This is a genomic window from Bradyrhizobium sp. B097, from assembly GCF_038957035.1.
In the GTDB taxonomy this organism is placed as follows: Bacteria; Pseudomonadota; Alphaproteobacteria; order Rhizobiales; family Xanthobacteraceae; genus Bradyrhizobium.
The window spans coordinates 2,855,693-2,881,833 of sequence record NZ_CP152412.1; the positions used below are offsets into that span (position 1 = coordinate 2,855,693).

The 26,141-nt window shown below is 65.1% G+C and carries 22 protein-coding genes; 8 read left to right on the top strand and 14 right to left on the bottom strand.

The window, feature by feature from the left end; translation table 11 throughout:
• The first annotated feature begins 29 nt into the window (after positions 1-29).
• Positions 30-1,454 carry an FAD-linked oxidase C-terminal domain-containing protein gene (locus AAFG07_RS13230; protein WP_342727650.1) on the top strand — a complete coding sequence of 475 codons (1,425 nt, stop codon included), beginning with the start codon at positions 30-32 and terminating at the stop codon, positions 1,452-1,454.
• 32 nt (positions 1,455-1,486) lie between these two features.
• A complete protein-coding gene (locus tag AAFG07_RS13235) occupies positions 1,487-1,879 on the top strand; it encodes a hypothetical protein (protein ID WP_342727651.1) in 393 nt (130 codons plus the stop codon).
• A 127-nt stretch (positions 1,880-2,006) separates the two neighbouring features.
• Here AAFG07_RS13235 and AAFG07_RS13240 read toward each other — a convergent pair whose 3' ends face one another.
• The 10 genes from AAFG07_RS13240 to AAFG07_RS13285 all read right to left on the bottom strand — a co-directional run bounded on the left by AAFG07_RS13240 (position 2,007) and on the right by AAFG07_RS13285 (position 11,680).
• Positions 2,007-3,695: a SulP family inorganic anion transporter gene (locus AAFG07_RS13240; protein ID WP_342727652.1), complete on the bottom strand. Its 1,689-nt coding sequence runs from the start codon at positions 3,693-3,695 to the stop codon at positions 2,007-2,009.
• A 187-nt stretch (positions 3,696-3,882) separates the two neighbouring features.
• Entirely contained in the window at positions 3,883-4,872 is a 990-nt protein-coding gene (locus tag AAFG07_RS13245; RefSeq protein WP_342727653.1) for a hypothetical protein, read from the bottom strand.
• On the bottom strand, positions 4,869-5,645 hold the full coding sequence (locus tag AAFG07_RS13250) for a creatininase family protein (protein WP_342727654.1): 777 nt from the start codon (positions 5,643-5,645) through the stop codon (positions 4,869-4,871). Before AAFG07_RS13250 ends, AAFG07_RS13245 begins: the two co-directional genes overlap by 4 nt.
• 12 nt (positions 5,646-5,657) lie before the next feature.
• Positions 5,658-6,443 (bottom strand): DNA-binding domain-containing protein, encoded by a 786-nt coding sequence (locus AAFG07_RS13255; RefSeq protein ID WP_342727655.1) that lies wholly within the window; start codon positions 6,441-6,443, stop codon positions 5,658-5,660.
• Positions 6,440-7,339: a DUF692 domain-containing protein gene (locus tag AAFG07_RS13260; protein WP_342727656.1), complete on the bottom strand. Its 900-nt coding sequence runs from the start codon at positions 7,337-7,339 to the stop codon at positions 6,440-6,442. Before AAFG07_RS13260 ends, AAFG07_RS13255 begins: the two co-directional genes overlap by 4 nt.
• A 101-nt stretch (positions 7,340-7,440) precedes the next feature.
• On the bottom strand, positions 7,441-7,698 hold the full coding sequence (locus AAFG07_RS13265; protein ID WP_021077200.1) for a hypothetical protein: 258 nt from the start codon (positions 7,696-7,698) through the stop codon (positions 7,441-7,443).
• 183 nt (positions 7,699-7,881) lie between these two features.
• Positions 7,882-8,145, bottom strand: coding sequence for a hypothetical protein (locus AAFG07_RS13270; protein WP_342727657.1), 264 nt, complete (start codon positions 8,143-8,145; stop codon positions 7,882-7,884).
• A 321-nt stretch (positions 8,146-8,466) separates the two neighbouring features.
• Entirely contained in the window at positions 8,467-10,257 is a 1,791-nt protein-coding gene (locus tag AAFG07_RS13275) for a DUF255 domain-containing protein (protein ID WP_342727658.1), read from the bottom strand.
• Between the two features lie 97 nt (positions 10,258-10,354).
• Positions 10,355-10,819 carry a DoxX family protein gene (locus AAFG07_RS13280; protein ID WP_342727659.1) on the bottom strand — a complete coding sequence of 155 codons (465 nt, stop codon included), beginning with the start codon at positions 10,817-10,819 and terminating at the stop codon, positions 10,355-10,357.
• Positions 10,820-10,948: 129 nt separating this feature from the next.
• Positions 10,949-11,680, bottom strand: a complete 732-nt coding sequence (locus tag AAFG07_RS13285; protein ID WP_342727660.1) for a cytochrome c biogenesis protein CcdA — start codon at positions 11,678-11,680, stop codon at positions 10,949-10,951.
• Between the two features lie 190 nt (positions 11,681-11,870).
• Between AAFG07_RS13285 and AAFG07_RS13290 the strand changes: the two genes are divergently transcribed.
• Both AAFG07_RS13290 and AAFG07_RS13295 read left to right on the top strand, forming a co-directional pair.
• Positions 11,871-13,916: an adenylate/guanylate cyclase domain-containing protein gene (locus AAFG07_RS13290; protein ID WP_342727661.1), complete on the top strand. Its 2,046-nt coding sequence runs from the start codon at positions 11,871-11,873 to the stop codon at positions 13,914-13,916.
• A 377-nt stretch (positions 13,917-14,293) separates the two neighbouring features.
• Positions 14,294-15,235 (top strand): transposase, encoded by a 942-nt coding sequence (locus AAFG07_RS13295; RefSeq protein WP_342727662.1) that lies wholly within the window; start codon positions 14,294-14,296, stop codon positions 15,233-15,235.
• A 223-nt stretch (positions 15,236-15,458) separates the two neighbouring features.
• Here the strand turns inward: AAFG07_RS13295 and AAFG07_RS13300 are convergent, their stop codons facing one another.
• On the bottom strand, positions 15,459-16,205 hold the full coding sequence (locus AAFG07_RS13300; RefSeq protein ID WP_342727663.1) for a FadR/GntR family transcriptional regulator: 747 nt from the start codon (positions 16,203-16,205) through the stop codon (positions 15,459-15,461).
• 200 nt (positions 16,206-16,405) lie between these two features.
• On the opposite strand from AAFG07_RS13300, the gene AAFG07_RS13305 reads away from it, so the two are divergent.
• From AAFG07_RS13305 to AAFG07_RS13315, 3 genes are read left to right on the top strand one after another with little or no spacing between them, the layout of a single operon-like run.
• Positions 16,406-17,437, top strand: a complete 1,032-nt coding sequence (locus tag AAFG07_RS13305) for a TRAP transporter substrate-binding protein (protein ID WP_342727664.1) — start codon at positions 16,406-16,408, stop codon at positions 17,435-17,437.
• A gap of 9 nt (positions 17,438-17,446) precedes the next feature.
• Positions 17,447-19,303, top strand: coding sequence for a TRAP transporter large permease subunit (locus AAFG07_RS13310; RefSeq protein WP_342727666.1), 1,857 nt, complete (start codon positions 17,447-17,449; stop codon positions 19,301-19,303).
• 10 nt (positions 19,304-19,313) lie between these two features.
• Positions 19,314-20,297, top strand: coding sequence for an NAD(P)-dependent oxidoreductase (locus AAFG07_RS13315; RefSeq protein ID WP_342727667.1), 984 nt, complete (start codon positions 19,314-19,316; stop codon positions 20,295-20,297).
• Positions 20,298-20,411: 114 nt separating this feature from the next.
• On the opposite strand, the gene AAFG07_RS13320 is transcribed toward AAFG07_RS13315, so the two are convergent.
• The 3 genes from AAFG07_RS13320 to AAFG07_RS13330 are packed head-to-tail and all read right to left on the bottom strand — an operon-like array spanning position 20,412 to position 24,146.
• Positions 20,412-21,452 (bottom strand): A4/G1 family peptidase, encoded by a 1,041-nt coding sequence (locus AAFG07_RS13320; RefSeq protein WP_342727668.1) that lies wholly within the window; start codon positions 21,450-21,452, stop codon positions 20,412-20,414.
• Positions 21,449-22,330 (bottom strand): phosphatase PAP2 family protein, encoded by an 882-nt coding sequence (locus tag AAFG07_RS13325; protein ID WP_342727669.1) that lies wholly within the window; start codon positions 22,328-22,330, stop codon positions 21,449-21,451. Before AAFG07_RS13325 ends, AAFG07_RS13320 begins: the two co-directional genes overlap by 4 nt.
• A gap of 43 nt (positions 22,331-22,373) precedes the next feature.
• Entirely contained in the window at positions 22,374-24,146 is a 1,773-nt protein-coding gene (locus tag AAFG07_RS13330; protein ID WP_342727670.1) for an adenylate/guanylate cyclase domain-containing protein, read from the bottom strand.
• Positions 24,147-24,848: 702 nt separating this feature from the next.
• On the opposite strand from AAFG07_RS13330, the gene AAFG07_RS13335 reads away from it, so the two are divergent.
• Positions 24,849-26,141, top strand: a complete 1,293-nt coding sequence (locus tag AAFG07_RS13335) for an MFS transporter (protein WP_342727671.1) — start codon at positions 24,849-24,851, stop codon at positions 26,139-26,141.

Consider the following 26,141-nt stretch of genomic DNA (forward strand, 5'->3'; position numbering starts at 1 on the left):
GGTCGGCTAAAGCCGGGAGGAAATTCGACGTGGCGACAACGATTTCGAGCAATCTGACGCGACCTGAGCCGCAGGCCCTGAAGCGCGCGATCGACGCGCTGGCGGCGCGGTTCGGCAACCGGCTCGTGACGTCGCAGGCGGTGCGCGAGCAGCACGCCCATACCACCACATGGCTGCCGACCCAGCCGCCCGATGCGGTGGTGATGGCGCAGGAAACCGCCGACATCCAGGACGTGGTGCGGATCTGCGCCGCCAATCGCGTGCCCGTCATCGCCTTCGGCACCGGAACCTCGCTCGAGGGGCAGGTCAACGCGCCGGCGGGCGGCGTCTGCATCGACCTGCGCGACATGAACAAGGTGCTCGAGGTGCACGCCGAGGACCTCGACTGCGTGATCCAGCCCGGTGTGACCCGCAAGGCGCTGAACGAGCATCTGCGCGACCAGGGGCTGTTCTTCCCGATCGATCCCGGCGCCGATGCCTCGCTCGGCGGCATGACCTCGACCCGCGCCTCCGGCACCAACGCGGTGCGCTACGGCACCATGCGCGAGAACGTGCTGGCGCTGAAGGTGGTGCGCGGCGACGGCGAGATCATCACGACCGGCACGCGCGCCAAGAAGTCGTCGGCCGGTTACGACCTGACGCATCTGTTCATCGGCGCCGAGGGTACGCTCGGCATCATCTCCGAACTGACCATCCGCCTGCGCGGCATCCCCGACACGATCGCGGCCGCCGCCTGTTCGTTCGAGACCGTGCGCGGCGCCTGCCAGGCCACCATCCTCGCGATTCAGACCGGCATTCCGGTTGCGCGGATCGAGCTGCTCAATGCCGAGCAGGTGAAGGCCTGCAACAACTATTCAAAACTGTCGCTGCCGGAGACGCCGCTGCTGCTGCTGGAATTCCACGGCAGCGAGGTCGAGGTCGCCGAGCAGTCGAAGAATTTCCGCGACATCGCCGCCGAGTGCGGCGGCGGTGACTTTACCTGGACCACCAAGCCGGAGGACCGCACCAAGCTGTGGCAGGCCCGGCACGATGCCTATTGGTCGGTCAAGGCGATTCGTCCCGGCGACAGCATCGGCGTCGTCGCAACCGACGTCTGCGTGCCGATCTCGCGGCTTGCCGACTGCGTCACCGAGACCGAGGACGATCTGAAGCGGCTCAACCTGCTGTCGCCGATCGTCGGCCATGTCGGTGACGGCAATTTCCACTGCTCGCTGGTCTGCGACGTCAACAACAAGGACGAGATGGCGCGCGGCGAGGAGTTCATGCATCGGCTGGTCGAACGGGCGCAGGCCATGGGCGGCACCTGCACCGGCGAGCACGGCATCGGCCAGGGCAAGCAGAAATATCTGAAGGCCGAGCTCGGCCCGGAGGCGCTCGACGCGATGCGGGCGCTGAAGCAGGCGCTCGATCCGCAGAATATCTTCAATCCCGGCAAGATCGTTCCTGCCGTATAACCAACCGGATCTTCCGTCCACGGGACGTTGCGATGTGGTTGTTCAATAAGGCCAAGCGGAAGGATATCTGGGACGATCCCGTCGCGCAGCCGCTCGGCGACATCGAGGCTGCGCAGCGGATCCGTGCGATCTGCCGCGATGCCGCCGGCTGTGCCGAGGCGGTCGGCGCGCCCGACAAGCGCTCGCAGAAGAAGCAGCAGATCGAGCGCGATCGCTACGAGCGTGCCGCCAAGGTCGCGATGGAGACCGCGATGAAGATCTCCGACGAGCTGGTGCGGGATTCCGCTGTGCGCGAGATCGTCGGCCTGTGCATGAAGGCCAACAACATCAAGACGGGTCGGGCGCTGTTCCGCGCCATCCACGCCGGCTCGATCAAGGCCGAGGTGCTGAAGGAGCATCCGACGCTTGAGGATGAGCAGGCTTGAGTTGGAGGCGAGTCCCAGTAGCCCGGATGGAGCGAAGCGAAATCCGGGACCGGTCTTCAACGTGCGAGAGAATCCCGGATTACGCTTCGCTTCATCCGGGCTACGCAGCGACTGATTTCACCAATCCCTAGCTCGGTCCGCCCAGCGTGCGGACCGCTTCATCGACGCTGTGGAAGACGTGGTCCCTCGGCAGGACGCCATAGAGCTCGAAGCGCTCGAACGCCTCCTGGGCGCGGGAGGATTCGAGCCGGGCCACCGCCAATGTCACGCCGTCATCGCGGCATTCGCGAAACAGGTCGCGCAGCGCCTGGGCCGCCGTGAAGTCGATCTCGATCATGCCGCTGGCCTCGATCACCAGCAGTTTCGGCTTGGGTGTCGCGCGGCCGATGGTCTTGAGCACGCCGGCGTGAAAACCTTCCGCGTTGAGGAACGACAACGGCGCCTGCAGGCCGACCACGGCGATGCCGGGCTTGCGCTCGCCGGTGACGTGCGGGCCGGTCGGCCACCAGATCGTGGTGCCGGGCACATGGACGAATTCCACGAGCTGGCCGCGCGTCGTGGTCCAGATGCCGTGCAGCAGCGACAGCGCGATGCCGACGGCTACGCCTTGCTCGATCGGCAGTATGATGATCGCGGCGGCCGTCGCCACCACCAGCAGGAATTCGTAGAACGACTGGCGGAAGATCGCGACGATCTGCTTGACGCGAATGATGCGCAGCGCCACGAACAGCAGGACGCCGCCGAGCGCTGCATCAGGCACGTGCCGCAGCAGCGTCGCACCGAACGCCAGCAGGGCGAGCACGATGGCCGCGGCAAACAGCCCCGAGACCTGCGTGCGCCCGCCGGTCTCCGAGACGATGCCGGTCCGCGGCGGGCTGGCGTTGACGGGGAACGCGCCGAACAGGCCGGCGAGCAGGCTGCCGGCTCCGGCGCCGAGGAAGTCGCGATCGACGTCGGCCGGCTTGTCCGGATCTGACAGGAACGAGCGCGTCGTCGCTGCGGTCTGTACCATGACGACGATGGCGATCAGGATCGCCAGCGACAGCAATTTGATCCATCGCTCCGGCGCGATGTCCGGAAGCGACGGCGTTGGCAGCGACCCGGGCACGGTGCCGACCACCTTGACGCCCTTGCTTTCGAGATGGCCGGCGATCACGGCGATGGTGGCCACGACAAGGCCGATCAGCGCGCCCGGAATCCGCGCGCTGATCTTCTCCGATCCGGCAACCAGCGCCAGCACGCCGAGGCCGATCGCCAGCGTGTAGGCATTGGTCTGGCCGATCTTCTCGGCGAGAACCCCGAGCTTGTAGAGCGTCGGGCCGTCCGGCGTGGTCAGGCCGAGCACGCCCGGCAATTGCGAGACCAGGATGTGGACGGAGATGCCGGCGAGGAAGCCGACCGTCACCGGCGTCGACAGCAAATTGGCGATCCAGCCGAGCTTGAACAGGCCGCCCGCGATCATGATCGCGCCGACCATCAGCGCCAGTGCCATCGCCAGCGACTGATAGTCGGGCGAGCCTGCAGTCGCCATCAGCGCCAGGCCGGCCGCGAAGATCGGCGTGATCGTGGAATCGGCGCCGCAAGACAGGAAGCGGTTGGCGCCGAACATCGCAAAGCCGAGCGAGCCGGCCATGAACGCGAAGAAGCCGATCTGCGGCGAGAAGCCGCCGAGCCGGGCGGTTGCCATCTGCTCGGGGATCGCGATCGCGGCGAGCGTCAGCCCGGCGATCAGATCGCCCGGCAAGTCGCCCGGCCGGAACGCGCTGAGTGAACGGAAGATCGGCCAGTTGGCGCGTGTCTGATGAACGTCGGCCATCGGTCTCCCGTGAGGATTGCGGCGATTCGCCGATAGTCCGACATCGCGCCGGCAAAATCCAGTGCAGTTGGGCCGTGTGCAGCCGCGAAGCGGGTCGCTACAGCATGATCCGGAAAAGTGCGAAGCGGTTTTCCCTCGCGACAAACGCAAAGCGTTTGCGCGGAGATCATGCTCAAAAAAGCGCGCTTCAGCGCGCGTGCGCTTCGGTGATCGCCTTGCGGATATCGGCCAGCGGTGCGCGGTCGTCGAATTCGACGCTGTCGCCCTGCAGCCTGACGCCGAGATCGCGCCACAGCGCGGCGAGATCGGGGGTCACGGGCTTCGATCCCCATTCTCCGTGCAGCCGCGTCAGCACGTCGACGCCGACGGCCTTGTCGGCGGCCGAGAGCACGCGCGCGATCGGCCAGTCCTTTTCGTGGTTGCCGTCGGCAGCGAGCACGCCGCGCATGGCATCCTGCAGGCCGAATTTGTTGCCGGTGCGCTTGCGGATCTCGACATCGGCGAACAGGCAGAACATCGCGCCGCCCCAGTATTTCCGGCCCCAGGTGTCGGTATTGTCGAGGCCCTCGTCGCCGGCCTGCGGCAGGCCCTTGGGCATGTCGCGCAGCATCGCCAGCCAGATTTCCCGCGCGGTGAGATCGCCGGCCTGCACCCGCGCGATAGGCTCGACATAGACCGCGAGCCCCTCTGACAGCCAGGCATAGCGGTCGTTGAGGTCGGGCAGGGCGGTGTGCACCATCTCGTGCACGATCACCCAGTCGCGCCTGAGATCGCCGACGCCCGCGTCGCGGCCGATCGGCAGCCGGATCGCGGCGCCGCGATAGCCCCATGTGGTGCCGCCGCGCACGCGCGAACCGTCGACCGGCACGATCAAGAGCCGCAACGAGCTGACGGGAAACCGGCCGTAATAGATCGAGACGGCGCGGGCGGACGCCTTGATCCAGTCGAATATTTTTTCCTTCGGCAACGCCATTTCGCCGGGTGCGAACCCGATATGAATGGTGGCGCCGGCGACGTCGAGGTCGGTCTTGGGCAGCCGGTCGAAGGCGTCGTAAGGCATGCCCTCGCCGCGCATGAACTCGGACTGCGCCCTGACGTGGCACGATGCGATACCGATGAGGATCGCCGCGACCAGCATCGCGGCGGCGATCACGCGATAGGTCGGGATGCTCTTCATCGCGGCGTGCCGCGCCGCTGCGGCGTGGCGTTCTCGCCAAGGGCCGCAGTCACCTGATCGCTGAGATCGTCGAGTATAGCCGCGAGCAGCGCCTCGCCCTTGGCTGATGTCGCGAGCGTCGGATCGCCGTAACTGCCGGAGCGGCTATAGTTCGGCGAAGTGCTGTCCGATGGCGTCAGGCGGCCGGGCGCTTCGTGCCGCAGGGCGGGGCTGGCTTCGGCGCGTTCCGGATCGACCATGTCCGGAGCCAGCGCCAGCATCAGCGATGTCTCCAGCTCGTCGGCATGGCTGCCATGGCGTTGCTCGGAGATCTGCTCGGCGGTGCGGCGGAAGCGCGGGCCCTGGTAGAGCCGCAGATGCCTCACCCGGGTCGGTTCGAAGGGCGCCAGCGCGCGTTCGACCGGAGCCAGCGTGCTGATTCCCGTGTTGAGCACGAACAATGTGCCGATGCCGCTGTCGAGGATGCCGGCGGCGATCTCATGCACCATGGCCTCGAACGTTGCGGCCGACAGGCTGGCGCTGCCGGCATATGCGACGAAAGCGGGGTAGTGACCGTAGGTGACGGTCGGCCAGATCAGCGTATCGAAGCGTTCGGCGAGATGCGCCGCAAACCAGTCGGCCTGCAAGCGATCGGTGTTGAGCGGCAAATGGAAACCGTGTTGCTTGGCGGCGGCGCCGATCGGCAGGATCGCCGGTCGTTTGGCCGCAATTCGCCGCGCGACCTCATCCCAAGTGAGGCGTTCGATGAAATGGCTGACGATGTCGGCGCCCATGCCGCGGGCCCTCTATTTGCGGATGGAAGCCGCCATCAGAAGTCCCGCGGTGATCCAGCCATGCAGATAGCCGGCGCCGCGCGCTGCCGCATTGTCGGGATCGTCGTAGGTCGCGAGCATCTCGCAAAGCACGCCGAACGGAACGCCATCAGAGGCTTCGTCCCACATCATTGCTTCCTCCGTCGGCAGCTCGCGGAACATCGGCGTTGTGTCCTGACGCCAGATCAGGAGACGGGCGGGTTCGGCGAGCGTCTCCGCCTCGGGCGGCGTCTCGTCGTTCTTCAGCGCCATCCAGATCGCAGCGGCATTGGTCGACAGGTCGACCCTCGCAGCGCTCGGATGCGGCTGGAACACCAGGTCGTTCCAGACCTCGGGCGCGAAACCGGCCATCGCCTCCAGCGCCAGCACGGCGCCTTCACCGGCGTCGAAAGCGTCGTTCAACGCCTTCTCCAGCGCGGCGAGATCGGCGAGCACGGGATGGTTGCTGTAGGGGGCGGTGGCCTTCAGGAAATCCGGCAATCCTTGCGAGAACCAGCGCAGGTTCGGATGCTCGGACGGCCGTGCCTTGACATAGGCATGGCCCATCTCGTCGAACATCTCGTCGCCGAGAAAGCGATGCAGCAGCTCGTGGTCGTTACGCATCGCCTCGACCAGCCGCGAGCCGTAGGCATGGCGATAGACGCCGAACAGCGTCGCGCGCGTCTCCCTGGGGCTGTCGAGGATTTCGGTCAGGATGCCGTCGTCGCCGCTGAGGATGGCGTGCTGGAAGTCGCTCTGCTGGCGCGCGAAGTCGCTCATGCCGCCGGCACGCCCGCAGGCAACACCTGCTCCGCGATCTCGCGGGTGCGGTCGACCTCGCGCAGCAATTCGTCGAGTGGCGGGATGTTGTCGTCGCGCTCGATCATGGTCGAGACGCGTCCGAACCGCTTCAAGGCCGCAACATAGAGGTCCCAGACATCCTCGCACACCGGATGGTCGTGCGTATCGATGATGTGGGTGCCCATATGGCTGTGGCCCGCCATGTGGAATTGCACCACGCGATCGGGCGGAATGCCGCTGAGGAAGGCCATCGGATCGTAGCCGTGGTTGAAGGCGCTGACATAGACATTGTTGATGTCGAACAGCAGCCAGCAGCCGGAGCGGCGTGACAGCTCGGAGAGGAATTCCCACTCCGTCATCTCGGAATTGTTGAACTGCACATAGGTCGAGACATTCTCGAGCACGATGGCGCGGCCGAGGAAATCCTGCACCAGCTGCACCCGGCTCACGACGTGATCGAGCGCCTCCTGCGTGTAGGGGATCGGCAGCAGATCGTGCAGGTTCTTGCCGTGCACGCCGGTCCAGCACAGATGGTCGGACACCCATTTCGGCTGCACGCGTTGTGCAAGGTCCTTCAGGCCTTGCAGATAGTCGAAATTCGGCGGCGCGGTGGAGGCGATCGACAGTGAGACGCCGTGCATCACCACGGGATAGCGCGCGCAGATCCGGTCGAGGATGCGTAGCGGCTGGCCGCCCGGCAGCATGTAGTTCTCGCTGATCACCTCGAACCAGTCGATCGGCGGATTGCCGTTCAGGATCTCGTCGTAGTGCTGGGCGCGCAAGCCGAGGCCGAAGCCGAGGAAGGGCGGCTTGGCCGATTGCAGCGGGCGCTCCGCGCGCACCGACTTGTCCGGTGATCGGCTCGCAACGTTCATGGCGGCTCCGCGCTTCCGGCGCCAGGATCGTGGCGCCCAACTTCAAAACTATCATGGAAACGAGGCCCGGCCTACACCGGGCCCCGCTTGGTCCGATCCGTTCACCCGGCCTTGAACTTGCCCTTCGCCGCGGTGCAGTCGGCCTTCGTCATCTCCGCAAAGCCCTGGCCCTTGCAGGCATTCTGACCTTTGCAGGCGTGGTTGCCGCCCTTGCAGGCGCTCTGGCCCTTGCATGCATTGGCGCCAACGCATTTGCCTTCGCTCGCAGCGTAGGACTGTGTCGACACCACGGCTCCGGCCAGGAAAAGCGTGGCGGCGGCGGCGGCGAGTGTGGCACCGGACTTGGTTGTAAGCTTCATGAGCGTCTCCTTGTGCAAGATGGTTGAAGGTGCGCCGCCCGCAGACCGTGTGAATTGGCCGAAGGCTGCACCCAAAGATAGCTACGGATATGGTCCGCTTTGGTTACTCATGCTGGGATCATTTATCCGCGCCGTGGCGTGAAAAGGCCCGGCGCCATCGCCAGGCCTCCTGGGATGGTGCGATCAACCCTTGACGAACTTGCCGCCCATCGCGTTGCACTGCTTTTCCGAGCTCAGCGAGAAGCCGGTGCCCTTGCAGGCGTTCAGGCCCTTGCAGGAATTGGCGCCGCCCTTGCAGGCGCTCTGGCCCTTGCAGGCATTGCCGGCCATGCACTTGCCCGTGGCGGCATTGGCGGGCGTCGAGGTGGTCGAAACCACGGAGCCGGCGAGGAACAGGGTGGCCGCAGCGACGGCGAGCGTTGCGCCGGACTTCGAACTCAACTTCATGACGATCTCCTCGGTGATTGTTTAAAAGCAACAAATGTGGCGCCGTGGGCATCCGACGATCGTTCGATCCCGGACCGCACAACGGATGGACATTCGGAGAACAATCAGATCGCAGGGGCGTCCGCAGCGCGGTGCTTCCCGCGATTTGAGTGCTCGTCCAAGATCAGCTACGGGGTATCAGGCGATTTGGTTACAGCGCTTCAAAAGAAAATTTTGTTTGGTCCGGGTCTGACGCCCGGTCCATGTCAAACACCGCGGGCCAAAGAGTATTTCATTGCGCCGAGCCGACCGGTTTGTTGCATTGCACAGTCTGCATTTTAATCAGTTTTGCGCGGCGCGCGCCGGCTTCAGCTTCGCCATCTGCGCCACGTTGGCCTGCAATTCCTCGGCGCTGAACGCCGGGAACGAGCAGATGCGGTTGCTGCAGGCGAAGGCCGCGGGCTCGCCGAGGTCGGGATAGTCGACGTCCGGGTTGGGCAATCTGCCCTCGCGCAGATCGAGCCATTCGAGCCGCTTGTAGCGGGCGGGCAGGGCGCGGGCGATCGCATGCAGGCGCTGCGCGCGGGCGTCGTCCTTGTGTCCGACGATGGTGACATGCGTCGGCTCGGTGGCCAGCTCTTCATCGGCGAGCAGCACGCCGGGCATCGGCCGCAGCATCTCGGCCGAAGCCGCGCCGAGATAGCGCATCGCATGCGCCGCCAGTTCGCGGGTGCCGTCGCTGCCGGTATAGCGATTGAGCAGGTTCATGAAGCGCGCGACCTGGATCTGGTCGTCGATCAGCTTGGCGGGCCTGGTGAACACGCCGGCTTGGCCTTCCGACGTCTTCGAGGTGAAGAAGCCGCCGGCGTCGTCGCGGAACGTCGCGGCGAAGTCGCCGGCTCGCACCGCCGACGTCAGCCAGTCGCGATTGCCGGTCGCGGCGTAGAGATCGAGCAGGGCCTGTCCCATCGCGACGGTGTCGCCGAGGAAGGGGCCGCCGCGATCTCTGTCGCCATGGCGAAAGCCGCCGTCCGGCAGCGCGCGATTGGCGAGCACCCATTTCGCGGCGCGCTCGGCGATCGCCAGCGCCTTCGGATCGGCGCTCGCGTCGTAATAAGCCACGAGGCCGGAGATCGCCCAGCCGTTCTCGCGCGCATAGAGGTTCTTGTCGATGCGAGGCAGGCCCAGCTTGCGGCGCGCGGCATCATCAAGCGCATAATAGGCGTGGCCGTCGACGTCGTGATCGAGATCGGCGTCCTGGCTGACGTAGAAGGCGCCCTCGGGGCTCAGCAGGACATCCGTCAGGTAACGTTCGACGTTGCGCGCGGCCGCGAGATATTTCTGATCCTTCCATTGCGCATAGGCCTGGCTGTACTGCCGCAGATATTGCGACTGGAACGAGATGATCTTCTCGAAATGCGGATGGCTCCAGGAGCCGGCCTCCGAATACTGGAACACGCCGCCCCACACCGGATCGATCAGCGCGACCGCGGCATCGAGCGTCTGCCTTGCGCGCCGTGTGGCCGTCGCGTCGCCGGCTTCGGCCCGGCTGATCGCAAGGTCGAGGCTGTCGGCGTCGATATATTTCTGGTTCTCGCCCCAGCCGCCGAGCTTGTCGTCGTAGGATTCGTCGAAGGTCCTGGCCAACTCGGTGCGTTGCGCCTTGCCGAGAAAGGCCGAAATGGCGGGCTTGATCTCGAACGCCTCGCCGACCGACGGGCCCGGGGAGGGATCGTCGATGATGGCCTTGAGCAGCGCCTGCATCCGCTCGGGCTCGATATAGCCCCTGATCTTGGCGATCTCGCTGCCGTCGGGCGCGAACACGATGGTCGCAGGCCAGCCCCAGTCGCCATAGCGGCTCGAGAGATCCGGATTGGCGTCCTGGTCGACCCGGACCGGGAGATATTTGGCCGCAAGCAGCTCCTGCACCTTGGGGTCGGCGTAGGTGGTCTTCTCCATCACGTGGCACCAGTGGCACCACACCGCCTCGAGATCGAGGATGACGAAGCGCTTTTCGGTCGTGGCGCGCGCGAACAAATCTTGGCTCCAGCCGGTCCATGCCGGGGCGTCCGCCGCAAGCGAGGGCTGTGCGCTCAACGCCATGAGAATTGCGATGCTGCGGACAAGTCTCATGGCGCGCTCCCGAGGGCGAGGGTCGTTTGAGCTACGGGGCCGCCGGGATCGGGGCTCGCAAGCTCACGGGATTGTGAGCCAGCCTCCCGGGTTACGCTCAGGTCGGCGCCTTCTGACCCTCGGTCGCGTTGACCAGCAGGCGGTCCAGCGAGGCGGCGCCGGGACCTGCGATCGCAAGCCACATGAAGGCGGCGAAGTAGGTCGCTTCCTCGAACCCGAGCAGCGTCTCCAGTGAGTCGACGTCGCCCCATTTCGCCGACCTGATCGCGACGATCATCACCACCGCGAGCATCGCGGCGGGGATGCGGGTGAACAGGCCGAGGATCAGCATCGCGCCGCCGAAGCATTCGACGCCGGACACGAACGGGGTGAGGATGCTCGGGAACGGAATGCCCCAACCGACGAAGTTCTCGGTGACCTGGGCGAGGTTGGTGAGCTTGCCCCAGCCGGCCAGCATGAAGGTGTAGCCGACGATGATCCGCATGATCAGCGGTCCGGCCCAGGAGAAATACGACGCGATCCGCGCCGGGAGCAGAATCAGCAGGTTGATGATGAAATTCATGCGAGACCCTCCCAATATTCCGCCACGCAGCCTGCGCCGGCGTCCGGTGCGAACGCAAAGGCACGAGCCAGAAGCTACGGCCGCGTCATGGTGGGAGTTTCGCCTGACATGGCAGGCTTGTTACGGGCCCTAGCCGATATTTTGCAGCGCCGGGAAAGTTTCCAGCAGCCAGACGCTGACGCCCGACACCGCGCCGGTCAGGAAGCCGATGCCGGTGACCACCATCAGCACGCCCATCACGCGCTCGACGGTGTCGAGATGGCGCTTCATCCGCGCGAACACCGAGGAGAACTGCTTGACCATGAAGGCGGCGAGCAGGAAGGGGATGCCGAGCCCGGCGGAATACACCGCGAGCAGGCCGGCGCCCTTGGTCACCGTGGCTTCCGCGGCCGCAATCGAGAGGATCGCGGCCAGGATCGGCCCGATGCAGGGCGTCCAGCCGAACGCGAACGCAAGGCCCATGACATAGGCGCCCCACAGCCCGACCGGCTTGGGCGCGGTCAGCCGCCCCTCGCGCATCAACAGGCCGATCCGGGTGATGCCGAGGAAGTGCAGGCCCATGATGATGATGATGATGCCGGCCAGAATCGAGAGCTCGGCCGACCAGGCGCGCACCAGCCCGCCGACGATCGAGGCGCTGGCGCCGAGCGCCACGAACACGGTGGAGAAGCCGAGCACGAACATCACCGCCGCCGTCATCACCGCGCGCTTGGAGGCCGCGGTGGCGCCGTCCTGGTTGACCTGCTCGATGGTCGCACCGGTCAGGTAGATCAGATAGGGCGGCACCAGCGGCAGCACGCAGGGCGACAGGAAGCTGACTAGACCGGCGATCAAGGCGGCCGGGATCGTGACGTCGTGCATCAAGGAACCTTCGAAGATAGCTGGCCTGTCTTGGCGTGTACGCAGCCAACAATCCAGAAGTTTCGTCACTGAGGCCTTCAACTATGGTCACAGGCCCGTGTCTGGGGGCTGCGTTGCGTCCCGGGCTGGTGAAACAATCGCGGATATGTTCCGTAGTGCGGTAAAGCAACCGCTGATCCGGACCTCATCGATGCGCATCGGCATCCGCAGCGCCATCTCCGCCCTCGTCCTGACCTCGATCGTGGTCAGCGCCGTCGGCGTGCATCTGTTGTGGTGGCGCACCGCACAACAGGTGAGCCAGACGCTGGCCGACACCATCAACGACCAGATCGTGTCCGCGGTCGGCGACGAATTGCAGTCGATCACGACCGAAGCGCGCTCGTCGATGACGGCGGTGCGGACGCTGTTGACCGAGAAGGTGCTGGACGCCCGCGACGCGCGCAAGCGGCAGTTCGTGTTCCTGTCGCAGCTGCAGTCGCAACCGACCATTTCGTGGGTCGCGTTCGGCTGGCCGGACGGCTCGTTCTTCGCCGGACACAAGCTCGGCGACGCCGGCGTCGAGATGCTGACCATCTCGCCCGACCGCAAGCTGCGGGCCGATCGATACGACTATGCCGGTATCGACATCAAGCTCAAAGACAGCACTGTCGAGGATGGCAAATACCTGGTCACGGAGCAGCCCTGGTTTCGCGATGCGATCGCAGCCCGCGACCAGCAATGGTCGACGCTGACGACGCTGCCCCGCGGCGAGCGGCTGGCCGCGATGCTGTCGGTGCCGATCGACGTCGACGGCGAGCGCACCGGCGTGCTCGCCATCATCATCGAGCTGACCCGGGTGTCGAACTTCCTCTCGCAGCTCACGGTCGGCAAGTCCGCTGGCGCCTTCCTGCTCGATCGCGACGGCGGTGTGATCGCGTCTCCCGATGCCGACGCCGACGAGCTCAATGCGCTGAAGACCGACCACCCGCTGCTGCCGGTTGCGGTCGCCGCGGTCAGGCAGGCCGGCAAGGCCTACGATCCCGGCGAGGGCGAGGCGTTCCGCTCCCAGGTGACGCGGGACGGGCAAGCCTATCAGGCGGTGCTGACGCCGATCTCGTTCCCGGGCTGGTCGCTGGTGACGGTGGTGCCGGAATCCGAATTCCTCGGCCCGGTGCGGATGACGATCCGCAACCTGCTGATCGGGCTCGCGGTGCTGATCGCGGCCGCCGGGCTGTTGTCGGCGTGGCTGGCGCAGCGCCTGATCGCGGCGCCCCTGATCAAGGTGGTCGGCGAGATCAGGCATATCGAGCGCTTCGATCTCGACAAGGTCGAGCGGCATCCGTCGCGCCTTGCCGAGATCGAAAACCTCTCGGGTGCGATCGGCGACATGGCGCAGGGGCTCGCCGCGTTCCGCAAATACATTCCGGCCGATCTGGTGCGGCGGCTGGTCAGCGACGGCAATGGCGCGCGGCTCGGCGGCGCGGTGCGGCCGATGAGCGTGATGTTCGTCGACCTCGCCGGCTTCACCGGCATGTCGGAACGGCTCGGCGACCGCATCATCCCCTTGCTGTCGCACTACTTCGACGTCGTCTCCGCGGCGATCCAGCAGGAGAGCGGCACCATCGACAAGTTTATCGGCGACGCCGTGATGGCGTTCTGGGGCGCGCCCGCGGCCAATCCGGATCATGCCGCGGATTGCTGCCGGGCGGCGCTTGCCTGCCAGCGCGCGGTCGCGCAGGCCGGTCTCGCCGACGACAAGGCGGAGCCGGTCAGGATCCGCATCGGCATCAATTCCGGCGACATGCTGGTCGGCAATATCGGCTCGGAGGTGCGGCTCAACTACACCGTGATCGGCGATGCCGTGAACATCGCGAGCCGCCTCGAGGGCACCAACAAGGTCTATGGATCGACCATCATCATCGGTCCGGAGACGCGGCGTCTGGCCGGCGACCGCATCGTCGTCCGCGAGCTCGACCGGCTCGCCGTCTACGGCCGCGCCGGCGGGCTGGAAATCTACGAGTTGATCGCCATGGCCGACGAGGGCGCGATCGCGCGCGACTGGATCGCGTCCTACGAGACCGGGCTTGCGGCCTGGCGCGCCGGCGATTTCACCGCAGCGATCGCGGCGTTCGAGACGTCCTTGCAACTCCGCGGCGCAGATGCGGCCTCGACGCAGATGATCGCGCGGTGCAGGCATCAGCTCGCCAATCCCAGCGACGAGGATTGGGACGGCACCACTGTGGCGCGGTCGAAATAGCGGGAACTGCGCAGCGGCGTGTGCAAGCCGCCGTGAGGTGCGGCAACACCGCGAGCTTGGCTGTTTGACAGCTTGAATCGAGAGCGATCCTCATCGTCGTCCTGGCCTAGTGCGCAATTGCGCACGGGGGCCGGGACCCATAACCCCAAAAGCAAATTATTGCGCGATGCTCGAACGACGAGTCCCACCGACAACATCCGCCGCGACGCATGGGTCCCTGTGTCTTGGAAGTCTGTCATGATGGGGTGGGCGGGAAGCCGTTGGGTCCTTGGCGCTTGACGCCGTGAGCCGGCTCGGTCTCCCGCCCGTTCCATCTATCAACCTGAACAGTTGCACGAGGCTGCGCCAACAGACCTCGCATCACAGGGACAGGCACCGTGACCATAGCTCTTCGTTACGTCGGAATCGACATCTCCAAAAAATACCTCGATATCTTTGATGAGGCTGACGGCGTGCCGAGGCGCATTGCCAACGCGACACAGGCCATCACACAGCAGGTGGCGCGTTGGCAATGCGATGCGCTGGTCGTCTTCGAGGCGACGGGTATCTATGACCTCGCGCTTCGCGAGGCGCTGCGTCAGGCCGGCATCCGCTTCGCACGGATCAACCCGGCCCGTGCCCGCGACTTTGCGCGGGCGAGCGGCCTACTCGCCAAGACCGATCCGATCGATGCGCGGATGCTGGCAGCCTTTGCGCGGGCCATGCAGCCCGCCCCCGAGCAGGTCGCCGATCCTGCACGCAACGCCCTGGCGAGGCTTGCAAAACGGCGGGATCAGCTGGTCCTCATGCGCGCCCAGGAGAAGAACCGGCGCAGCGAGGCCGACGATCGCGCCATGGCCGAACGCATTGGCCGCCTCATCGAGGTCCTCGACCGCGAGATCGCCGAGATCGAGGCCGACATCAGCGCATTGATTAAAGCCGAAGCGGAGATCGCGGACGATGCGAAGTTAATGCGTTCGCTGCCCGGCGTGGGTCCCGTGGCCTGCATGCAGCTCATCGCGCAGATGCCGGAACTCGGGCGGGTCGGACCGAAGCAACTCGCAGCGCTCGCTGGTCTTGCTCCCTTCAACGTCGACAGCGGCACCTTCCGCGGCAAGCGCAAGATTGCGGGCGGCCAAAAGCGCGTTCGTGACGCCCTTTATATGGCGGCCCTCAACGCAGTTCGCAGAGCTGATCCGTTCAAGGCCTTCTATGCACGACTGCGACAAGCCGGAAAACCAGCCAAACTCGCCCTCATCGCCGTCGCCAGGAAGCTGCTGACGGTCCTCAATGCCATCATGCGAGACCGAAAGCCCTACCTGCAAACCAAACCAACATAACAGTTGCCGGCCTTCGCCGGGACGCCGTGGGGACGTAGGTCGCGCCACATATTCGATGTCGTCCTGGCGAAAGCCAGGACCCATTACCCCGAATGTCAGTTCTTGTGCGACGCTGGGGCGACGATCCTGGTCACAACTGCTCGCGGTGGTTATGGGTCCTGGCTTTCGCCAGGACGACCACGGGGAAGCAGTGAGTTCATCACGACGACCGTCACCAGCATCATCACCGCTTGCGCGCGCCTTTGCTCGCCGCCGTCTCGCACTCCCGCTCCCGAATCCGCACCAGATCGTCGGCCGAATGCGTCAGCAGCACCACCGTGGCCTCGCGTGCGGCCTCGGCATCGCCGGCGGCGATCGCGTCCAGCACCGCGCGGTGCTCGATCAGCGCGCGCGGGCGGTGCGAGCCGGGGGCTGCGATCGTAAAGCTCTGGCGCAGGGTGATCTCGAACATCTGCGCGATCGGCCAGAAGAACTCGTTGCGGGTCGCGTAATAGATAGCCTGATGGAACATGATGTCGGCGGCGACGAAGTCCTCATTGGTTCCTGCCGCGTCCATGCCGTCGCATCCGGCGCGGATGCGGGCGATGTCGTCTTCCCCGGCATGGGTCGCGGCCAACGCTGCGGCAGCGGGCTCGACCGCGGAGCGCAGCTGAAACAGCTTGGCCAGATAGCGATCGATCTCCGCGGTCTCGAGGTGCCAGCGCAGCACGTCGGGATCGAGCTGATTCCACTGCTCGGGCGGCCGCACCCGCGTGCCGCTCTTCGGCCGCGACTCGATCAACCCCTTGCCGGTCAGCGTCCGCATCGCCTCGCGCACCACGGTGCGGCTGACATCCATCATCTCGCAGATCTGCATTTCCGGCGGCAGCGTCTCGCCGACGCCGATCTCGCCGCGGACGATGCTGCTGCCGACCCGGTCGGCGACCTGGCTGTGCACGCTCCGGCGCAACGCGTTGGAGGTCTGGAACATCGGAAGCCTCGCTGCGGTTGGTTGCCTGCGCCGCCGCCGCGGCACTCTTGCACAACCGAATACATTTTGTCATACATTATGACAAAAGCGCTGCCAAGCTCGCGCCATGCGGCGGGCGGCCAAGAGAACGCCAAGACAACAAGAGAACGCCAAGACAAAGCGAAGACAAAAACGATCCGTTCCTGGGGAGGAGCACCATCATGATCTCGAAGTATGTGAACCGCCGCATCCTGTTGCGGTCGTCGGCGGCTGCTGCGGCGTGGCTCGCTGCCGCGCCCGCGATCATCGGCCGCGCGCAGGCCGCGACCATGAAGATGCGGTGCTCGTCGTCGCTCCCGAACGACCCGAAATATGCCAACGGCCGCGTCTACTACGACAACCTGGTCAAGAGCATGAAGGCGAACGGGCTCGGCGAGCAGATCGAGGTCACCTTCTTCCCCGACAACCAACTCGGCCAGGAGATCGACGTCATCAACTCGGTGAAGCTCGGGGTGATCGACCTGATGGTCTCGGGCTCGTCGATCTCGGCGAACCTCGTGCCGCTGGTCGGCACTTTCGATCTCGGCTACCTCTTCACCAGCTACCAGCAGCAGACCAAGGCGTTCGACGCCGGCGCGGCGAAGCCGATCGAGGATGCGCTGCTCAAGGGCGGCAGCATCCACATCATCGCCTGGGCCTACAATTTCGGCGCGCGCAGCGTGCTGGCGAAGAAGCCGGTGAAGACGCCGGAAGACCTCGCCGGCCTGAAGATCCGCACGCTGCCCAACCCGATCATCACCGAATGCCTGCGCCTGATGGGGGCCGCGGCGACGCCGCTGGCGTTCGGCGAGATCTATACGGCGCTGCAAGCCGGTGTGCTCGACGGCCTCGAGCACGATCCGCCGACCATCCTGGCCAGCAAGTTCTACGAGACGGCGAAGCACTACGCGCTGACCCAGCACATCTTCTCGCCGCTCGCGGTCTATTTCAGCGACACCACGTACAATCGCATGGCCCCCAAGCTGCGCGAAGGCTTCCTCGACGCGGCGAAGCAGGCTGCGACCGACACCCGCGCACATGGGCTCGCGGTGGAGAAGGAGGCACTGGCGACCCTGGTGGAGAAGGGCGTCACGGTCGTCGAATGCGACAAGGAGGCATTCCGCAAGCGCGTGCTGCCGCAGACCGACAATTTCATCAAGGCGCGGCCCGAGGCGAAGGCCGTCGTCGAGTTGATCCGCGCCACCCAGGCCTGAGGTCGGCGCATGTCAGTCGCCGCAGTCGCGACGAGCCGCAGCGCCGATCGGATCACGGTGCCGCTGCTCGCCGTCAGTGACGCGATCGCCGCGATCCTGCTCGCCGCCGATCTCGTGGTGGTGTGCGTCTCGGTGCTGGCCCGCTTCCTGTTCAATGCGCCGGTCGAATGGTCCGACGACGTCGCCCGCGGGCTGATGGTCGGGTCGAGCTTCTTCGGCGCGGCGAGCGCGCTCGCGCGCAGCGAGAATCTCGGGGTCGCCTTCTTCGTCGACATGCTGCCGCCGGGCGTGCGGCGGGTCGTCGACGCGGTCGGTGCGCTGCTCGTCACCATCGTCGCCGGCTATGTCGCGTTCAACGCCGTCAAGATGGGCTGGCTGACCACCGGCCAGACCTCCGGCTCCGGCCTGCCGCTGGAATGGACGTTCTACCCGATGGGCGTCGGCGCGGCGTTCATGACGATCTTCGCCTTCGAGAAGTTCTGTGGCCGGCCGCTGCGCGACATGGTGGCCGGCCTCGTCGCGACCGCTGTTGTCGTCGGTCTTTATCTCGCCTGGGACGCATTCGCACCATCGTCCGTGCCGTCCTCGCAGACGTTCATGCTGATCGGCTTCTTCCTCACGCTGTTCGGCGGATTGCCGATCGGCTTTGCGCTGGCGCTGGCGGCGCTGATCTTCATCTGGGTCGAAGGCACGCTGCCCGGCGTGATCTTCGCCCAGCAGATGGCGCGCGGCATCGACAATTTCGTGCTGCTGGCGATCCCGTTCTTCATCCTGGTCGGCTACCTGATGGAAGCCAACGGCATGTCGGTCCGGCTGATCGAGCTGTTGCAGCGCGCGGTCGGGCGGATGCGCGGCGGGCTCAATGTCGTGATGGTGATGTCGATGGTGCTGTTCTCCGGCATCTCCGGCTCGAAGATGGCCGACGTCGCCGCGGTCGGTTCGGTGCTGATCCCGGCGGCGCGCCGCTCGCGGCAGAACCCGGGCGGCGCGGTGGCGCTGCTCGCCGCCTCCGCCGTGATGGCGGAGACCATTCCGCCCTGCATCAACCTCATCATTCTCGGCTTCGTCGCCAATCTGTCGATCGGCGGACTGTTCGTCGCCGGCATGCTGCCGGCCGCGCTGATGGCGCTGGCGCTGATCGCGGTGTCGATCATCTTCGGCAAGCGTCCCGCCACGAATGTGGAGGCCGAGCCGCGCGCCGCAGTATCTGGCCTGTGGACCGGTGCGATCGCCTCGTTCGGGCTGATCTTCATGATCTTTTTCGGCTTCAAGAGCGGCTTCGCCACCGCAACCGAAATCTCGGCCTTTGCCGCGGTCTACGCCATCGCTGTCGGCAGCCTCTTGTTCCGCGAACTCGGCGCCAAGAGCCTCGCGCATTGCTTCGTGCAATCGGCTGTTCGCTCGGGCCTGGTGCTGTTCATCGTCGCGGCAGCGCAATCGCTCGCCTTTATCCTGACGCTGCAGCAGGTGCCGCACGCGGTCGGCGACCTCATGCTGGCGATCTCGGGCAGCCACGGCGTCTGGCTGTTCATGCTGCTCTCGATCCTGGTGCTGGTGGTGATGGGCTCGGTGCTGGAGGGCGCCGCGGCGCTGATCATCTTCGGGCCGCTGCTGCTGCCGGTCGCCGTCAAGCTCGGGATCGATCCGCTGCATTTCGGTGTCGTGCTTGTCATCGCGATGGGGCTCGGCCTCTTTGCGCCACCACTTGGTCTTGGCCTCTACGGCGCCTGCCTGATCGGCAATGTGCCGATCGAGCAGACCATCAAGCCGATCTCGGGCTATCTCGGCCTGCTGCTCTTGTGCCTACTGGTGATCGCCTTCGTGCCTGCCATCAGCACGGCCTTGCCGCATGCGCTGGGTTATTAGGGAGTCGATCGTGAAGGTCCTTCTCGCCCATACCCCGCAGATGCGCCGCGATTACTACGGCGAGCGCAGCCTGACCGGGTTGCGCGCGGTCGCCGACGTCTCCCTGCACGAGGGTGACGAGGCGCTCGACGCGGCTTCCCTGGCCGCGGCCGCAGCCGATGTCGACATCATCGTCGCCGATCGTATGACGCCGGGGCGAGGGGAGATCTTTCCGCTGCTGCCGAAACTGCGCGCCTTCGTGCGCTGTGCGGTCGATATCCGCAATATAGACGTCGCGGCAGCATCCGCCGCCGGCGTGCTGGTGACGCAGGCAAGCGCCGGCTTCGTCCAGTCGGTCGCCGAGCTCGCGCTCGGCTTCATGGTCGATCTGTCGCGCGGCGTCTCGCGCGCCACCGCCGACTATCACGCGGGCAGGGCGCCCGAGGTCGCGATGGGCCGCCAGCTCGCGGGCAGCACGATCGGCATCATCGGCTATGGCAGCATCGGGCGCTATCTTGCCGGGGTCGCGAAGGCGCTTGGCATGAAGGTGCTGGTCGCTGATCCCTTCGTGACCTCAGACGATGCCGCGATCCGGCACGTGCCGCTCGACGATCTGCTGGCGCGCGCCGATTACGTCGTCTGCCTCGCGATCGCCAATGCGGAGACCGAGAACCTGATCGGGCAGGCCGCGCTAGCGCGGATGCAGAGGCACGCGTTCTTCATCAACCTGTCGCGCGGCAACCTGGTCGATGAGGCGGCGCTGGCGGCCGCGTTGCGCGAGGGCCGCATCGCGGGCGCGGCGATGGATGTCGGCCGCGCGCCCGACCAGATGCCGGCGCCGGAGCTCGCGAAGCTCGGCAACGTCATCGCAACCCCGCATGTCGGCGGCCTGACGCCGCAAGCCATCGAGCATCAATCGTCGGAGACCGTGCGCCAGGTCGCGAAGATCGTCGCTGGAGAGATCCCGGTTGGCGCTGTCAATGCCGAGCACTGGACGCGGCGGCCGCGGCCATGACGGCCCCGCCCTGGTGCGGAGTCGTCGTTGCAGTTCCTTCGGTGCGGAGTCCTGCAGTGCGCGGCTGCCAGCCGGCGCACCGCCGCCGCGGTCAGGGGGCCGTCGAACGCCGCGCTAGCGGAAGTAGGTAAGAAACTCCGTTGAATCGATTGGCTTTGCAATGGAGGGCTTCTCGGTCCTTTCCGGAGTCTCCTTCACGACGACGTACATGTCGATGAGCTTCGCGCCGGAGAGATTGCGCTCCACCATCGCTCCGCTATCCATGTTGATTGCGGACGCGCCGCAGTCGTGGAACACCACCGTGCCGTAGTCCGGAAGCTGCAGCGGGGTTGGATTTCCCGGGAGGGCCGACCGCTCCATCACCCATTCCGCCGTCGCGCCGGGAATCTTGAAGGGTTGCCCCAGCTGGGTCAGGGGTGCGGTTTGAGAGAACTGCACGGAGCGACTGGTCGTGAGGTTCGTGATCACGAACGACACGCCGGTGCGATCCGGCGCCACCTGCATGAGGCACATGATCAGATCGCCGGCATGAATCTTCGGCGACACGAGCGTGATGGGATGCGCCTGGGCCGGATCGCCCCTGACCCACCATTGCCACCACGCGGAGAACGAGGTCGTTGGGCTGCCCGCGCCCGTGGCGGGGTCGATGTTCTGCGCGGTGCCGATTTGCGGCAACGTCGATCGGTAATACCGACGTTGTCCATCAAAGCCGATCCACGTCGAACTGTGATATGTCTCGCTGGCCCGGCCGCTGGCCGGCCGGGTTGGTGTCGGCACCTGAAACTTCCCCCAGACCGACGAGAATACGGTGCCATCCCTCGGCGTGATGTAGGCACCGGACCAGTTGAGGCTGCTTTCCCGCCGTGGCGATTGGTCGAACGATCGGCGGAGGCCCGCGGTGACGGGGGAAAGCACTTGGAAATCGAAGGCCTCGAACGCCACCGTCGGACTAAACATCTTCTGCCAGAATGCATACTCGGCCGGCTGCAGCACCGGGTCCGGCCGTCTTGGAAAACCGAGCGCCTTCAGCTCGTCCTGCGATGCGACCAAGGTGCGAAATCCGGTGGGAGGAAGCACGCTGGTCGTCGAACTCCTGATGACCTTCTTCAGGCCTTCGATGTCGTATGTGGGGCTCCGCCCGTCCCGGGTGCTCATTGCCATTCGCCTGCGGCAGCCGTGATGGCGCTGTCAAACATCGGCACGATGGCTGGCGTCAAAATGACGGTGTCCAGCAGATCGGCGATTCTGGCGCCGCCTTCCGAATCCTTCGGATAATGCACGCCGGCAATCTCGCGGTTTCTGGCGATCGAATCCGCGAGGATCGACAGGTCGGATTTCCATACGGCCTGGTCAGCCGCGGACATCGCCGTCGCGGCGAACACCCTGAGCATGCAGTTCTTCATGAAATGCGCCTGGGTGGAATGTCCGCTCGGCCAGGATGAGTGACCGGGGACCTGGATCGGCGGCAGCAATGCGGGGCAAATCTGCGACGGCCGAGGCAAATCGTACTTGTCCTTGAAATACAATGCCGCAAAGGACCCAATCAAACTCGCGATATTCAACAGGCGCCAGGTTTGCGTATGCGAGCCGGGCCTCGCGGTCAGCACAGCCAGAAAATCCGTGAAAAATTCAGCGTCCTGCGAGAGGATCAGGCCCATTGCATCCGGCCGTTCATCCCGCGCGGCGAGCACGAGGTTGTCTATTTGCGCGGCATAGTCGGCGACCAGGTCGTTCCGGATCTGCGTGAGGGCGGCGTCAGCATCGATGGTCGTTGCCCAGGCGGGGGCGTTGGCGATGAACTGATGCAGGACGCGCCACGCATACCAGTTTGCAGACCATTGTCGGCTGCCGAAATGCGCCGGCGGCGTCCGCCGTAGGCTGCCAAGCTCGTCGGTGCCCGAGGGGTCGAGCCTTGTGACGAACGGCAAGTCGACGCGGTCTGAGATAAACCAACCACCCCCTCCGACGTTGCCGGTGTTTCCCGTATTGCCGGTGTTTCCGGTATTGCCCGTGTTACCCGTGTTGCCTGTCATTGACGTCTCTCCCTCTGTCGGCAGTTGTCGTCAGCAATAGCAGTCAATCAGGAAGCCCCGCCGATCGCAGGTGGCCGAGCCAGGTGTCCAATGCATCGCCATGAAACGGGCAGTGCGGCGCGTAGGACGAAATGCGGAATCCGGGTTGAATTTCCAGGTAGCGGCGTGCCGCCTCCGCCGCTTCTTCACGACGGCCCAAGGCGCCGAGCGTGACGATGAGCAGGCGATGATTGAAGCGAATAAGTCCGTTGCGGTTCAGCGCGCCACGGACCCACTCCAATGCCTGCTCATAGTCGCCATTCACGTAGTGAGCCTGGCCGAACAATCCCTCGTGCCAGAACGAGCGCGCGTCGAGCGGCGAGAGCCGGACGCCTTGCTCACCCTGGTGCAGGGCGGCAGGGCCATCGCCAAGAAAGCCGGATGTTGCGCTTGCCATGGTCCAGGCCATGGCTGAACTCGGGCCGGCGGCAATGGCGCGGTCGAGGGCTATCCTTGCGCTTTGAAAGTCGTGCAGCAGGAATGACTGGACGTGACCATACACCGCCAACGCGAATGCATCGTCACCGCCTCGATCGATCGCCTCCTTGGCGTATCTGGCGCCGGCGATGACGTCACCCTCGGGATCCGGCGATCCGATTTCCCCGATCCGGAACACGTACCACAGCGCGACGTAGGAATAGGCCAACGAAAAATTAGGGTCGTATGAAATGGCTTGCTCGAGCAGGCCCCGCGCCTTGGAAAAGGAATCGTAGTCCATCCGGTACAACAAATCGAGCGCCTGCAGCACGAGATCGTAGGCGGTCAGGTTCTGCGGATGTTTGCGCATCGATCGCATAAGCTCACGCTCGCGAACCTGCGGCGCGATTTGTCTTACAACATTGACGGCAATCCGATCCTGAAGCGCAAAGAGTTCGCGAAGGTCGCCTTCGTGCAAATCCGAACGAATGACTTCGCCCGACTCGGCGTCGCTGAGCTCGGTCACGATACGGACCGAGGTCATCGTCCTCTGAATCCCTCCATAGAGGACATAGCGAACCCCGAGCCGACGCCCGATCTCGCGGACGTCAATATTGCGGCCGCTAAAGCCAAGGCTGGACCCGCGTGATACGACGAAAAGCTCCTTGAGCCCGGCAAGGCCGCGAATGATGTCGTCGACAACACCATCGGCGAAATACCCCTCTTCCGGGGTGGCCAGGTTCATTCGGAACGGCAGAACAGCAATCGAGGGGCGAGGTTCCGAGCCCATCGGGGCTTCGCCAACCAGCTTCGCGGGCTGCATGGGTCGGTGGAGCGCATACACGCGGACCGGCCGACCCATATTGCGAAGATGCAGATCGCCGAGATCAATCACGCTGACGTCCAGGTCCTGCCCGATCTGCTCCGCAACGGCTCCCGAAACCACGACGCCGCCCGCTTGCGCATAGTTCTGAAGGCGCGCCGCGATGTTCACGCCCTCGCCATAGACGTCATCTTCTTCAACGATGATATCCGCGGCATTCAGCCCTATGCGAAAGCTGATGCGCTCGTCAGCGGGCATCCCGGCTGTATTCACGGCCAGAGCTTCTTGCAGCGAGAGGGCACACCGCGTCGCATCGCGCGCGGTATCGAAGGTTGCAAGGAAGCCGTCGCCGGTGTTCTTGATGATCCTTCCGTTTTGCGCCGAGACGCCTGGGTCGAGCACTTCCGAGCGCAATCGCATCAGCCGGGTATGGGTGTTTTCCTCGTGCGCCTCCATCAAGCGCGTATACCCGACCACGTCTGCCGCAAGGATTGCCGCAAGGCGTCGGCGAACTTCCGGGACCGATGGGGTCATCATATTATTGATACTTCTGCAAAATTTACTGATACTCGGCTAAAATCTGGCACAAAAGAACAGGACACCAAGGCGAAAAGAATATCTTCATCAAGATCATAAAGGAAGGCTTGATCCGGCAGGGTGTGCGAACCGAGTGGGCTGGTACAGTATAATATTTGCAACCTTTGAGAGGTCGTTCGCGGATGCGCAATCGCAATACCCCCGACGGGTGAGGGCGGTGCGAGCGAGGCAGCCAGTCGCGCCTTGAGGATGCAACGCAAATGCGTCCCTTGACTTCATGGCTGGATCATCGTCGCGGCGAAACGCGTCACCATTGATCTGCGTCAATGCGGGAATGGGGTTTCTCCCTTCTTCACGCCGATCATGGGCGAGTTTAGCCGGGAGCGCGGCGTTACCGCTGGCGCGACCGCCATCGTCGTATCCAGTGCTGCCAATCGTCCGATGCAGCGTGCTCGGAATTCCGGCAGGCAACGGAAGGTCAGCTGACATGGCCGAGGTATCGACATCGCGCGCAAGTCTGCCGCGTCAGGCCTGACTGTCTATGAATTGCTTCACATAGTTGGGCGGTTGATTTGAGCGAATTGACGCGGTCTGGTGGAATACACTCGCTTGAAGCCACCTTGTCGGTCGGTGGGACTTGACCGTCAGCGGGCGCGGGCTGAAACAGGTATTTGTCCTTCAACCCTGGCAACTCAGACCCCCATGCGGCTTCCCTTCTTCTACGGCTGGGTCATCGTCGTGGTGACCTTCGTCACCATGGCGATCGGCGTCAACGCGCGGACGGCATTCTCGCTGTTCTATCCGCCGATCATCTCCGAATTCGGCTGGGAGCGCGGCGTCACCGCGGGCGCATTCTCGTTCGGCTTTGTCGCTTCCGCGATCGCGAGCCCACTGATCGGCCGGCTGATGGATCGCAGCGGTCCGCGCGCGGTGATGGAGCTTGGTGTGCTCTTGATGGGCTCCGGCCTGCTGCTGGCGCCGCTGACCACGCAGCCCTGGCATCTCTATCTCACCATCGGCGTGCTGGTTGGTTCCGGCAGTGTCTGCCTCGGCTATTCCGGCCAGTCGCTGTTCGTGCCGAACTGGTTCATCCGCCGCCGTGGCCTCGCAATCGGGCTCGCCTTCGCCGGCGTCGGCATCGGCTCGGTGACGCTGCTGCCATGGGTGCAGCACATGATCGAGCAGACCGGCTGGCGCACCGCCTGCACCGCGATGGGGATCCTGGTGCTGGTCGTGCTCGCGCCGATCAACCTGTTGCTGCACAAGAAGCCGGAGGACATCGGGCTGCAGCCGGACGGTGATGCGGCGCCGACGGCGATGTCGGCCAGGCCGGCATCGAACATCGTCGATCCGGTGTGGGCCGGCACCGACTGGACGCTGTCGCGTGCGCTGCGCACCGCGCGGTTCTGGTGGATTGCGACCGGCTATTTCTGCGGCCTGTACATCTGGTACGCGGTGCAGGTGCACCAGACCAAGTTCCTGCTCGACATCGGCTTCAGCTCCAATGTCGGCGTCTGGGCGCTCGGCGTCGTCAGCCTGCTCGGCATTCCCGGCCAGATCTGGCTCGGGCATCTCTCCGATCGCATCGGACGGGAGTGGGTGTGGGCGATCTCGTGCTTGGGCTTCGTGATCTGCTTTGCCGCGCTCGCAGCCTTGAAATACTGGCCGAGCATGGCGCTGATCTATCTCATGGTCTTCACGCAGGGCGCGCTCGGCTATGGCCTGACATCCGTGATGGGACCGGTGGTGCTGGAGATCTTCCAAGGCAAGCAATACGGCAGCATTTTCGGCACCGTGATGTTGGCCGCGCTCGCCGGCGGAGCCGCGGGCCCCTGGATCACGGGCCAGCTCTACGATCTCTCGGGCAGCTATACGAGCGCGTTCCTGCTCGGCATTGCCGTCAGCCTGCTGTCGGCATTCGCGATCTGGCAGGCTTCGCCCCGCAAGGTCCGTGCCGTCGCCGGCCAGATGCACAAGGTCGCCAGCGCGGCCTGA

Bases quoted from the DNA above. Each gene is read 5' to 3' on its own strand.
- AAFG07_RS13235 (WP_342727651.1), top strand. From the start codon at position 1,487: ATGTGGTTGTTCAATAAGGCCAAGCGGAAGGATATCTGGGACGATCCC.
- AAFG07_RS13240 (WP_342727652.1), bottom strand. From the start codon at position 3,695: ATGGCCGACGTTCATCAGACACGCGCCAACTGGCCGATCTTCCGTTCA.
- AAFG07_RS13245 (WP_342727653.1), bottom strand. From the start codon at position 4,872: ATGAAGAGCATCCCGACCTATCGCGTGATCGCCGCCGCGATGCTGGTC.
- AAFG07_RS13250 (WP_342727654.1), bottom strand. From the start codon at position 5,645: ATGGGCGCCGACATCGTCAGCCATTTCATCGAACGCCTCACTTGGGAT.
- AAFG07_RS13255 (WP_342727655.1), bottom strand. From the start codon at position 6,443: ATGAGCGACTTCGCGCGCCAGCAGAGCGACTTCCAGCACGCCATCCTC.
- AAFG07_RS13260 (WP_342727656.1), bottom strand. From the start codon at position 7,339: ATGAACGTTGCGAGCCGATCACCGGACAAGTCGGTGCGCGCGGAGCGC.
- AAFG07_RS13265 (WP_021077200.1), bottom strand. From the start codon at position 7,698: ATGAAGCTTACAACCAAGTCCGGTGCCACACTCGCCGCCGCCGCCGCC.
- AAFG07_RS13270 (WP_342727657.1), bottom strand. From the start codon at position 8,145: ATGAAGTTGAGTTCGAAGTCCGGCGCAACGCTCGCCGTCGCTGCGGCC.
- AAFG07_RS13275 (WP_342727658.1), bottom strand. From the start codon at position 10,257: ATGAGACTTGTCCGCAGCATCGCAATTCTCATGGCGTTGAGCGCACAG.
- AAFG07_RS13280 (WP_342727659.1), bottom strand. From the start codon at position 10,819: ATGAATTTCATCATCAACCTGCTGATTCTGCTCCCGGCGCGGATCGCG.
- AAFG07_RS13285 (WP_342727660.1), bottom strand. From the start codon at position 11,680: ATGCACGACGTCACGATCCCGGCCGCCTTGATCGCCGGTCTAGTCAGC.
- AAFG07_RS13290 (WP_342727661.1), top strand. From the start codon at position 11,871: ATGCGCATCGGCATCCGCAGCGCCATCTCCGCCCTCGTCCTGACCTCG.
- AAFG07_RS13300 (WP_342727663.1), bottom strand. From the start codon at position 16,205: ATGTTCCAGACCTCCAACGCGTTGCGCCGGAGCGTGCACAGCCAGGTC.
- AAFG07_RS13305 (WP_342727664.1), top strand. From the start codon at position 16,406: ATGATCTCGAAGTATGTGAACCGCCGCATCCTGTTGCGGTCGTCGGCG.
- AAFG07_RS13310 (WP_342727666.1), top strand. From the start codon at position 17,447: ATGTCAGTCGCCGCAGTCGCGACGAGCCGCAGCGCCGATCGGATCACG.
- AAFG07_RS13320 (WP_342727668.1), bottom strand. From the start codon at position 21,452: ATGAGCACCCGGGACGGGCGGAGCCCCACATACGACATCGAAGGCCTG.
- AAFG07_RS13325 (WP_342727669.1), bottom strand. From the start codon at position 22,330: ATGACAGGCAACACGGGTAACACGGGCAATACCGGAAACACCGGCAAT.
- AAFG07_RS13330 (WP_342727670.1), bottom strand. From the start codon at position 24,146: ATGATGACCCCATCGGTCCCGGAAGTTCGCCGACGCCTTGCGGCAATC.
- AAFG07_RS13335 (WP_342727671.1), top strand. From the start codon at position 24,849: ATGCGGCTTCCCTTCTTCTACGGCTGGGTCATCGTCGTGGTGACCTTC.